The organism is Desulfallas sp. Bu1-1 (assembly GCF_015594625.1).
In the GTDB taxonomy this organism is placed as follows: Bacteria; Bacillota; Desulfotomaculia; order Desulfotomaculales; family Desulfallaceae; genus JADNRQ01.
In genome coordinates, this window is the sequence record NZ_JADNRQ010000011.1 from 92022 (window position 1) to 102237 (window position 10216).

Below are 10216 nucleotides of genomic sequence, written 5' to 3' on the forward strand. Positions count from 1 at the left end.
CCTCTCACTGCCGGTGGGAGGCTATCTTTATTTTCTACGTGCAACGTTAAAATATTTATTACATGTTATCACTAAAATATAGACCATTACAGCATTTTAATTTAAACTACGGGAAAACATTAGCGTGAAAAAAATTTGCTTTTTTTACAGCTATGTGATATGATAGCAAAGTTAAAAAGTTTGAAACCTGAAAATGATCTTGGGCCTCTTGCTTAAAGCAATATGAGGAAAAGAAATTTTATGGTAATCGGCTTTTTACGAATTTTATTAGAGGAGGCCTAGTTAATGACAGGCAAAGTAAAATGGTTCAACAATGAAAAGGGATTCGGTTTTATCGAGCGTGAAAACGGGGATGACGTGTTCGTTCATTTCTCCGCCATTCAAGGTTCCGGATTTAAAAGTCTGGAAGAAGGACAACGGGTTGAATTTGAAGTCGTGCAAGGTAACAGGGGGCCGCAGGCTGCGAACGTAATTCGGCTGTAATGCGTGCCGGAAAGTAAATATTAATATAGAAAGGGCATATTCCAGAGCATATGGAGTTATGCCCTTTTTTGTGCGCTAAGTTATTGCTTTGGTACTGCGGGCCGCTCATTTGCCCTGAAAGTTTGGCCTGCGTTTTTCCAGGAATGCGTGCAAGCCTTCTCTATAGTCATTTGTCTGTGCCGTGTTGACTATTTCCCTGCGCTCACGACTCAGCTGGGCTTCCAGAAGCGGCAGCATGGCGTCGTTCAGCAGCTCCTTGGCCCGGGCGAAAGCTTCGGCGGCGCCGGTTTTCAGCTGATCCGCCCAGCGCTCGACCTCTCCGGTAAATTTATCGTCATCGGCAACGGCGTTTACCAGGCCCATTTGCAGTGCCTGATCCGCCGTCAACAGGGGATCCATGAAGACAAGCTCGCTGGTGCGGCCAAAACCGATCAAGAGGGGTACGAACAATGTCCAGGCGCCGTCGGGCACCAGGCCGATGCTGGTCCAGGCCTGCTTGAACACGGCGCTGCGGGTGGCGATGCGCAGGTCGCAGGCGGCCATGATGCTCATGCCCGCTCCCGCTACCGGCCCGTTAATAGCGGCAATAATTGGTTTGCGCATGTACCGGATGTCCACGATTATCCTGTTCAACCTGCGAGTTAAGTGCTTCCAGTAGTCCGAGGGGTCGGAATCCTCCGATTCCCGTGCGGCCACCAGGTCGCCCCCGGAACAGAATCCTTGGTTAAACCCTGTTAGGATCACTACTTTGACGTTTTCATCTTCGCAACAATTTTCCAGCGCTTTAATCATCTCGTTGGCCAGTTTAAGATTCAGGGCATTGTAATGGGGCCGGTTCATTTTAATATATCCCTTATTATTTTTCTTTTCCAACACCAGCGTTTGCCAGTCCAAAGTAAGCTACCTCCTTGCCAGTTTTTATTACCAATATTCTTAATAATAATTTAGATTCCTTCTTATTGTATACAATAAACAAAAGAAAAACTTGGCACTCACCTGTAAATAGCAGCCCTCTGGATTATTTAAGCAAATATTTACGGGACCGCATTCAAGGTGAACGGAACATCTTTGGTAAAACATATGCAGATCTTGAAATCCGTGCTATAATTGCACTATAAGAATAATTAAATATATCTGTCAATTTAGGGAGGAATTATGGAACACACAATCCATTACCGGGGTTCGGCCAAATATATCGCTTCGCAGGAGCTTATCAGCGCCGTCAACGTTGCCGCGGCCCTCAACCGGCCGCTTCTCATCAAAGGCGAGCCCGGTACGGGCAAAACCATGCTGGCCCAAAGCATTTCGGAAAACCTGCAAATGAAGCTGATCATTTGGAATATTAAATCCACCACCAAGGCCCAGGACGGGCTTTATGTATACGATACGGTGCAGCGGCTGTATGACAGCCAGTTCGGTGAAGGAGACGTGCGGGACATCAAACAGTACATTAAACTGGGCAAGCTGGGGGAAGCGTTTGTTGCTGAAGAACGGGTTGTTTTATTAATCGATGAAATTGACAAGGCGGATATTGAGTTTCCCAATGACTTGCTTTGGGAACTGGACCAGATGAGCTTTTACATCCCCGAAACGGGAGAAACCATTACGGCCAGGCACAGGCCCATCGTGGTGATCACAAGCAACGCCGAAAAGGAATTGCCGGACGCGTTTTTGCGCCGGTGCATTTTTCACTATATCGCGTTTCCTGATGAGGATATGATGAAGGAAATAGTGAAGGTACATTATCCTGACCTGGATAAAGAGCTGGTGAACAGCGCCGTTAAGGCATTTTATAACATCAGGAGCCTGCCCGGGCTGCAGAAAAAGCCCAGCACCAGCGAACTGCTGGACTGGGTGCAGGCGCTGGCTATCGGCGGTGTTGATCCGGAATTAATTGAAAATGAATTGCCACTGCCCGGCGTTTTGTTGAAAAAGGACAATGACATGGCCATGCTGCAGCGGAGGTACGGCGGCGAGGCGACGGCCCGGGCGGGCGGAAGAAACTTAACCCGGTACTGGCGGGGTTAGCAATGTTTACCGGTTTGTTTTACGCCCTGCGCCGGGAGGGAGTAAATGTTACCATCACCGAGTGGCTGGCCTTGATGGAGGCGCTCAGGCTGGGGCTTGCGGAAAACAGCCTGACCGGGTTTTATTACCTGGCCCGCTCGGTGCTGGTTAAAAGCGAAACCCGGTATGACGCCTTTGACCGGGCTTTTTTGCGGTGTTTCGAGGGGATAGAAACCCCGCCGGAAATTACCGAACAGGTGCTCGAGTGGCTGGAACACGCGCTGCCGCCCCTGAAAATGGATCCCGGCGCAAAATCACCGGATTTGAATTGGAGCCTGGAAGAATTGAAAAAGAAGCTGGCCGAGCGGCTGGCGAAGCAAACGGGGGAGCACCACGGCGGTTCCCAGTGGATCGGCACCGGGGGCACCTCGCCGTTCGGACATTCCGGGTATCATCCCGCCGGCGTGCGCATCGGCGGGGAGCCGGTGAACCGGTCGGCGGTGAAAGTGGCCGCCCAAAGGGCTTACCGGGATTTTCGCACGGATGAAACGCTGCATACGCGGCAGTTTGAGCTGGCGTTGCGCAAATTGCGGCTATTGAGCACCGCCGTTGAAGGGGAGCGGGATGTGCTGGACCTGGAAGCCACCGTCGAGGCTACCGGGCGCAATGCCGGCAGGCTGGAGCTGGTGTGGACCAGGGGGCGCAAAAACAACATCAAGCTGATTATCCTGATGGACTCGGGCGGTTCCATGAACCCCTATCAAAGGTTGTGCAGCAGGCTGTTCAACGCGGCCAACAAGTCCACCCACTTTCGCGACCTGCAGTTCTTTTATTTTCACAACTGCGTTTACGAAGTGATCTTTAACGACCCGTTTTGTCTCAGAAGGAATTCCACCGGTACCTATGACTTCCTGCGCCGGTTCGGTCCCGACTACCGGTTGATTATCGTAGGTGACGCCAGCATGGGTGCGGGAGAATTGTTGATGCCGTACGGCGCCCTGGACTGGGGTGCGGAAAATGAGGAACCGGGACTGGTCTGGCTAAAGCGTTTGGCCGGGCATTTTGAACACAGCGTGTGGCTCAATCCAATTCCCAAAGCGCACTGGGGAGTGGTGGAGGGGGCACGAACCATCGGGCTGATCGGAGAAATCTTTCCCATGTTTGAATTAACCCTGGACGGGTTGAATGAGGCGATAAAAAAATTGATGGTGAAAAAATGAAAAGGAGTGTTGTTCAATGGAAAACGATCTGGCCACCACGATGCGCAACAAAGCGGGGGAAAACTTTCGCAACGGGTACAATTGCGCGGAATCGATTTTTCTGGCGTTCCGGGAACTGGTAGCCCCCGAACTGGACCCCAACCTGGGCAGGATGTTTACCGGGTATGGCGGCGGCTTGGGCCATGCCGGCTGCATGTGCGGCGCGCTTACCGCGTCGGTGGCCGTTCTGGGTTTGCTTAAAGGGCGCGTTTCCGCGGATGAGGACAGGGAGAATTGTTACACGCTGGCGCGGAATTTTCACGACCGGTTTGAACAGAAATTTGAAGCCACCTGCTGCCGGGTCCTGAACCCCCACCCGTTTGACACCAGGGAACACCTCAGGCATTGTCTGAAAATAACCGGCAATACGGCTAAGCTGTTGACCGAATATTTAATGGAAAAAGACTTATTACCACGGGGAAAGTAGGGGACGTTATTGACTTTGCAGAGGCGCCGGCTGGGCATTAAAGGAGAAAATATCGCCGCGGATTACTTGCAAGGCAAGGGCTATCGCATTCTGGAACGCAATTTCAGGTGCCGCCTGGGCGAAATAGACATTATCGCCCGGCACAAAAACTGTCTGGTATTTGTCGAGGTGCGGACAAAAAGCAGCCTGAGGTACGGGTTGCCGCAGGAGAGCATTACGCCTGGGAAGGTGGATAAATTGCGGCGCCTGGCCTTATTTTACCTGGCCCGGAGGCCGCATGGAGAGTTAAATGTACGATTTGACGTGGTAGCGGTCGATTTTGCCGGTGAGACGAAAATAATGCATATTGAAAATGCTTTTTGACAATTTAAACAGGGTTACGCCCCGTCAAGTAATATTTTTGCCTGTTCAAGGATAAAACATTGAGCGGCGCTGGAATAAAATAATAAAATGCGGTTAAGAAAGTTAAGGGGGGTTGCAATATGGCGCCGCAGGCCAAAGGCAACGAAAAAATCTGCCTCGAGTGCACGCTTTGCAGTTTTTACTGGGGGGAAAGCTGTCCCGGCTTGAGCAGTTACTCCAAAGAAGATTGCGCCGAGGTAATCCTTTAAAATTCCCCCCATGTGTGAATTTTTACCTTCGCCAACGCCCCCGGGGTTACGAACGGGGGCGTTTAATGTTATCATTAACATGTGATTATTCCATTATATTAGATATTGTAAGGGAGTGGGCGGATGTTAAAAAAAATTCTATCCAGTATTGGTATCGGTTCGGCGACGGTGGACCTGGTTTTACCCGGCGCGAGGTTCAGGGCAGGGCAGACCATCAATGGGGTCTTAATAGTAAACGGTGGTACCGTGGAACAAGCAATAAATAAAGTGATATTGCAACTGGTTGTGCAATCAACTTATGGTGATGGTGATGATAAAAAGCATGTCACCGGCGTGGTAGACAGTGCCGTAATCGCCGGGGATTTTATCGTCCGCCCGGGGGATAAAGACCTGGAAATACCGGTTAAATACACCTTGCCGGAAAATATTCCCGTCACTACCGGCCCGACCAAACTCTATTTTATCACCACCATGGATATCAGCGCAGCGGTTGATCCTAAGGACAGGGATCCGGTGGAAATACTGCCCTGCCCGCGCCTGGAAACAGTGATGCGGGCGCTGGAAAAGGAACTCGGGTTTCACCGCCAGCGGGGGACGGGCGGCTTCAACGGGCGGTGGCAAAAATTTGAGTACCGCCCCTCAAACTTTATGCGCGGCCGCCTGGATGAACTGGAAGTGATCTATCTTTTGGAACAAAACGGTATCAGGTTAATCATGGAAATAGACAAGAAGGCCCGTGGACTGGGCGGTCTGTTTATGGAATCGCTGGACATGGATGAAAGGCACGTTTCGGTGACCATACCCAATGGATCTATCACCGATCCCGCAAGTGTGTCGCGGTTGCTGGCCGGTTTTATCCAAAGGGAATATGAAAAGATATAAAATAATAGTAAACAGCCCTCTTGTTGGAAGCAGGGCTGTTTTAATGCTTGAGAGTATAGCTTTTTTGTAAACGCTTTCTTACAACTATTGGTTTATCTCCCTGGCAAATAAAGCGGCGCCCAGAGCGGCGGTAATCTCCGGTTCCGGTGGGAGTAGCAGCCGGCAGCCCAGGTGTTTCTCCAGTGCGCTTGCCACGCCGCTGTTCCTGGCCACCCCGCCGGTGAACACAACCTCGGGTTCCAGCCCCGTGCGGGAAGTCATGGAGGCTACCCTTGAGGCAACTGAATCGCACACCCCGGCCACAATATCAGGCTTGGGTTTCCCCGCGGATATGTGTGAAATAATTTCCGACTCGGCAAATACCGTGCAAATGGAGGAAATGGCACAGCATTCTTTGGAATCGGCGGCCAGGTCTCCCAGGTCATTAACCCGGACTTCAAGTGCTCCGGCCATCACTTCCAGAAAACGGCCCGTTCCAGCCGCGCATTTGTCATTCATGGCGAAATCCGCAACTTTTCCGCCGGGCAACAATTTGATCACTTTGCTGTCCTGGCCGCCAATGTCTATGACGGTCCTGGCGGCGCTGAAAAGATGGGCGATGCCCTTTGCCTGGCAGGTAATCTCGGATATTTCCCGTTCCGCCGGAAAGGTCACTCGCCCGTACCCGGTAGCCACTGTGGCTGCCAGGTCTTTTTCATCCAGTCCGTTTTGGCTCAGTATTTCCGCGATCAGGCGTTTTGCCACTTCACGCCCGCTGTAACCTGAACGGCCAGTTGCCCGTCCCACCAGCTTACAGTTTCCGTCAACCAGCACCACCTTGGTGGTAAGGGAGCCAATGTCCACGCCTAAAAAGTATTGTCCCATAATTATCTCACTCCAGCGTAATCAGCTTAATGTTTCAAGAAATGCCTGTACACGGTTTCTAACCGGTTCCTCGGCGTAGGAGCGCGGGTCGGCCATGTCCGCTTCCACCACCAGGCCGGGCACGCCTGTTTCCTGCATTACCCGCTTTCTGATTACCTCCTGCACCAGTGAATAGGGTTTGCAGGATCTGTTTGAGTGCATTACAAACCCGTCGGCGTTATATTCCTTGACCAGGTCAATGATTTGCCTGGCGCGAAACTCGGGCGAGCGGTTCAAAAAAATGCTGGTATAAGTTGTCGCCAGGCTTTCCATGGGATCTCCCGGCGCGAGTTCCATTACCCAACCTCCGGTATATGTATCGGTTACAAAGCATGCGCCCCGTTCCGAGAACATTTTAAAAAACTTGAACAGGTTGCTCCAGATTGCTATATTGTCCCAGACCAGGCGTATTTTCTCCCCTTCTATGGCGCTGACACCCTGCTCAACCCGTTTTTGAACTTCGTCCCTGAGGATGCGGTAATAATTAACCGCCTGCCTGGTGCCACGTAAAACCACGATGGGCGCCATGTGGATGAACAAGTCCGGGCCGTTCAGGGGGGAGGGCCTGGCCCGGCAAAACTCCCGGATTTCCTTCCACAGCGTTACCACCTCGTTGCTCAGGGCGACGCATTCAGCCAGTTTTTCCCTGTCAAGGCGCCTGCCGGTCAATCGCTCCAGAGATGCGGTGATGTCCTTTAACTGCTCAAGCACGTAAGCGCGGGCGTGATCTGTCAATTGGTCCGGCAGGAACGGTGTATCCACTACAAACAGGGGGATGTTGAAATGCCGGGCCAGGGCCTCATACCATTTGAGTACCGTGCCGCAAATGTTGTTGCAGGCCAGCAAAAGGTCGGGCTTGGGCAACCCATTCATGGGAGCAAGAGCGGGCTGCATTACCGATCCGATATGGGAAGTCGCGTAAGAGCACAAGTCCTGGGAATAACCCGCGGCTTCCGCCACCTGGCACAGGCCGGCGGTGGCCTTGTTGGTGCTGCAGATGGCTCCGTATTGTTCAGGGTACACCGGGTGGATGTTGAAGGACCGAAGCAGTTCCACGGGGGCGCCGCTGGTAACCCACGCCAGGGGCCGTCTGAGCGGTTTGCCCCAGAACCGGTGATAGCTGGAAAGGGCGTAGTAGCGGGTCATGGTTTTTTTCAGGGCGCGTGTGCTTGCAAGCTGTTTGTAGCGGCGTTGTTCCGACATGCGTTATCCCCCTCCGGTTTTGTTATAGACTTTCCAGGAAGGCTTGGAGCCTTGTACGTTCCTGCCCGCCTGCCTCCGCCCCCTCCAGTTCCAACACCAGCACCTGAAGACCGGCGGCGCGCAGGCGTTTGGCTACCGGTACGCTGTCCCAGGCATGGGGGTCGCAATATTTTCTGACGATGATGATGGCGGCCCTGGCCCGGCGTTCCTTGGCCAGCCTTTCCAGGTAGTCCATTCGGGTTTCCAACCCCCTGTTGCGGCTCGGGCAGATGGGCATTTCAATATACCGGCTGATGATGGCCTTCAGCGGGTCATTACCAGTACCGGGTATTTGCGGTTCCACATAATGCCGGTAGCCGGTGCATGTATCATCCGCAACGACGCGCCCGCCCAGTTCCTCCACCATTCCGAAGAGGCTGTCATTCTCCAAAACGGGGCCGCTGACCAGTACAGGGTGCCGGTTCCCCGGGCCGGCGGCTTTTTGTTTTAAAAAGGGCAAAACCCGTTCCAGCGTCGCGGCGTATTCCCGCCGGGGCATCACCTGGCCGGCCCGCAGCAGTGCCGAGACGAGATGGGAGGGAAGCTGTGGTCTCAGTTCATCCAGCTCTTTGGCCAGCCCGCGGATTTTTCTGTTCAATTCCAGCGCGTTTTGCAAATCTTCGTCGCCGGGTTCGCGGCCCGCCAGTTCACCAAGCCGTGCCAAAAGGTTTTTGGCTTCGACGTAATAATACCTGGCGGCGCCCGGCGCGTTCAGGATTACCGGCGGAACAATAAACAGGGTGTTGTTCCTGTCTATAGCCTCTTTCCAAATCCCGCCCAGGCATTGCATTGTATCGCAGGTATGGGCGAAACCCACCCCGGCCAGGTTCTTGAAACTGCCGGACTTCGCCAGGCTTAAATTGCCTTTGGCCAGTGAACAGCAGTAAGCGGGCAGTTCGGCGGGCGCGCCCTGAATGGAAGTGGGCAGCAGGCGCAGCGGTTCCATGCCTGCCGCGAGAACCAGCTCTTCCGGCATGTAACTGCACATGAAGCCGAAAAAAGTTTTTTCCGGGTAACGCTCCTCTCGCCGGGCGCCGTTTAACGCGGCTTCTTCCAATAATAAATTCAGCGGTTCGCAACCCGTAAATGATTTATCCAGGCTTGACATTGAACAAACCTCCATTTGCTGTCACCAGCACATTATATGCCCATTGAAGTGGCGCTCCATTTTGCAAAATCATCACACAAGTTAGTCAATTGTCAACAGAACAACACAATGTAATCATTCCATGGTGATTATTTCCGCGTACTGCTCCGGGTCGAAATTTCTGTCATAATTAATTGCCCCGAAAGCTTCGGGAAAAGATTTCTTCAAATGCAAAAGCATGGGTATCATTAGTTGTTTCAAACCGGCGGGGGCTGATGGCCGGGTCACTGATTCCAGCAGCTCTTTCCACTGCGGGATGGTATAACGGTACACGATCCTGGTTTTGGTTGCCCCTGAAGTGATTTCGGTAGGAAATTTGAACCTGCTTTCTCCTTCAAAAACGCGTTGTGTTGACACGGGCATGGGTACACCGGCACCTTTACCGTAAACCGCGATGGCGATAATTTCCGTTTTACCCGCGTTTTCATGCAGTTTATCCGGCTGAATCTCCTGGACCAGCAACATGGGCAGGTTATTATTCAAATAAAACACCTCACTGACATGGTTTAGTACATTCGAAAAATCTTAAAGCCTTGTAAATACAGGCTTTATTTTTTTGCATTTTTTTAGCTTCACCTCAAAAACCCCCCTTGATTTTATATCATGGCCAAAATACTTGATTTAGATATTATTAAGGAGATATTTGAGTTTAAATTATTTGAATAGTATCTAGCAAACGTTTTTGGAACTTGACAATTTCAGAACCGCCCCAAAATTGACTTGGAAGCTATTTCCAAATTTCAATTTGTAAGGAGCGGATTTTATGTTAGTTGTCAAGTATTCTCACGAGCAGTACCAATTTTTCGTTAATGATTTTTTAACTCGTTATTTTATTTCGACCGGCCAGCAGATTACTCTCGTAATCAGATCTTCTTTAATTGTTAAACTTTGGGGTGCTGACCTTACTGGCATTGTTCAGCTTATCAAGAACCAGTATTCATGCACTAACCGGGGTGCTCCACCCAAAGATGCAGTTGCCATGTTTCGCTCTCTTATCCTTATGACCCTTAAAGGTGAAACCAGCATCTCTAAGTGGGTTGATACTTTAAAGTCTGAACCATTTTATGCTATTTTGTCCGGTTTTTTGCCTGCCTGCTTTTCTTCTGTCAAGGTGGATAATATTCCGGCAGATCCTATCCCCGGTGTTGGTACTTTTTATGATTTTATGGATAGGCTGATTCGTAAGGATCGGATCCTTTATAAATCCAAACTGCGTAAGTTCAAGCGTAAGCCTAAAAAGAAGCAAAAGAAAAAT

The 10216-nt window shown here is 51.3% G+C and carries 12 protein-coding genes and 1 pseudogene; 7 read left to right on the plus strand and 6 right to left on the minus strand.

All coding sequences use genetic code 11. The features are described 5' to 3' along the window. The first annotated feature begins 285 nt into the window (after positions 1 to 285). Complete coding sequence (locus IT084_RS11570) at positions 286 to 483, plus strand: cold shock domain-containing protein (protein WP_195713025.1); 198 nt, start codon at positions 286 to 288, stop codon at positions 481 to 483. 105 nt (positions 484 to 588) lie between these two features. Here IT084_RS11570 and IT084_RS11575 read toward each other — a convergent pair whose 3' ends face one another. Beyond that, the gene (locus IT084_RS11575) at positions 589 to 1377 is read right to left on the minus strand and encodes an enoyl-CoA hydratase/isomerase family protein (protein ID WP_195713026.1); all 789 of its coding nucleotides are present in this window, start codon (positions 1375 to 1377) and stop codon (positions 589 to 591) included. Between the two features lie 261 nt (positions 1378 to 1638). On the opposite strand from IT084_RS11575, the gene IT084_RS11580 reads away from it, so the two are divergent. From IT084_RS11580 to IT084_RS11595, 4 genes are read left to right on the plus strand one after another with little or no spacing between them, the layout of a single operon-like run. Then, on the plus strand, positions 1639 to 2511 hold the full coding sequence (locus IT084_RS11580; protein ID WP_195713027.1) for a MoxR family ATPase: 873 nt from the start codon (positions 1639 to 1641) through the stop codon (positions 2509 to 2511). A 2-nt stretch (positions 2512 to 2513) separates the two neighbouring features. Continuing rightward, positions 2514 to 3710 (plus strand): VWA domain-containing protein, encoded by a 1197-nt coding sequence (locus IT084_RS11585; RefSeq protein ID WP_195713028.1) that lies wholly within the window; start codon positions 2514 to 2516, stop codon positions 3708 to 3710. Positions 3711 to 3726: 16 nt separating this feature from the next. Continuing rightward, positions 3727 to 4176 (plus strand): C-GCAxxG-C-C family protein, encoded by a 450-nt coding sequence (locus IT084_RS11590; RefSeq protein WP_195713029.1) that lies wholly within the window; start codon positions 3727 to 3729, stop codon positions 4174 to 4176. A gap of 9 nt (positions 4177 to 4185) precedes the next feature. Further along, complete coding sequence (locus IT084_RS11595) at positions 4186 to 4539, plus strand: YraN family protein (protein WP_243276925.1); 354 nt, start codon at positions 4186 to 4188, stop codon at positions 4537 to 4539. Between the two features lie 14 nt (positions 4540 to 4553). Here IT084_RS11595 and IT084_RS11600 read toward each other — a convergent pair whose 3' ends face one another. Then, positions 4554 to 4868, minus strand: a complete 315-nt coding sequence (locus IT084_RS11600; protein WP_195713030.1) for a hypothetical protein — start codon at positions 4866 to 4868, stop codon at positions 4554 to 4556. A gap of 42 nt (positions 4869 to 4910) precedes the next feature. On the opposite strand from IT084_RS11600, the gene IT084_RS11605 reads away from it, so the two are divergent. Then, positions 4911 to 5669: a sporulation protein gene (locus IT084_RS11605; RefSeq protein ID WP_195713031.1), complete on the plus strand. Its 759-nt coding sequence runs from the start codon at positions 4911 to 4913 to the stop codon at positions 5667 to 5669. A gap of 84 nt (positions 5670 to 5753) precedes the next feature. Here the strand turns inward: IT084_RS11605 and IT084_RS11610 are convergent, their stop codons facing one another. The 4 genes from IT084_RS11610 to IT084_RS11625 all read right to left on the minus strand — a co-directional run bounded on the left by IT084_RS11610 (position 5754) and on the right by IT084_RS11625 (position 9444). After that, positions 5754 to 6533, minus strand: coding sequence for an acyl-CoA dehydratase activase (locus IT084_RS11610; RefSeq protein WP_195713032.1), 780 nt, complete (start codon positions 6531 to 6533; stop codon positions 5754 to 5756). Positions 6534 to 6554: 21 nt separating this feature from the next. Beyond that, a complete protein-coding gene (locus IT084_RS11615) occupies positions 6555 to 7775 on the minus strand; it encodes a 2-hydroxyacyl-CoA dehydratase subunit D (protein WP_195713033.1) in 1221 nt (406 codons plus the stop codon). A gap of 22 nt (positions 7776 to 7797) precedes the next feature. After that, positions 7798 to 8922 (minus strand): 2-hydroxyacyl-CoA dehydratase family protein, encoded by a 1125-nt coding sequence (locus IT084_RS11620; protein ID WP_195713034.1) that lies wholly within the window; start codon positions 8920 to 8922, stop codon positions 7798 to 7800. Between the two features lie 114 nt (positions 8923 to 9036). Further along, positions 9037 to 9444 (minus strand): hypothetical protein, encoded by a 408-nt coding sequence (locus tag IT084_RS11625; RefSeq protein ID WP_195713035.1) that lies wholly within the window; start codon positions 9442 to 9444, stop codon positions 9037 to 9039. A 280-nt stretch (positions 9445 to 9724) separates the two neighbouring features. Between IT084_RS11625 and IT084_RS11630 the strand changes: the two are divergent. Then, a pseudogene (locus tag IT084_RS11630) lies at positions 9725 to 10216 on the plus strand (hypothetical protein); the annotation flags it as partial.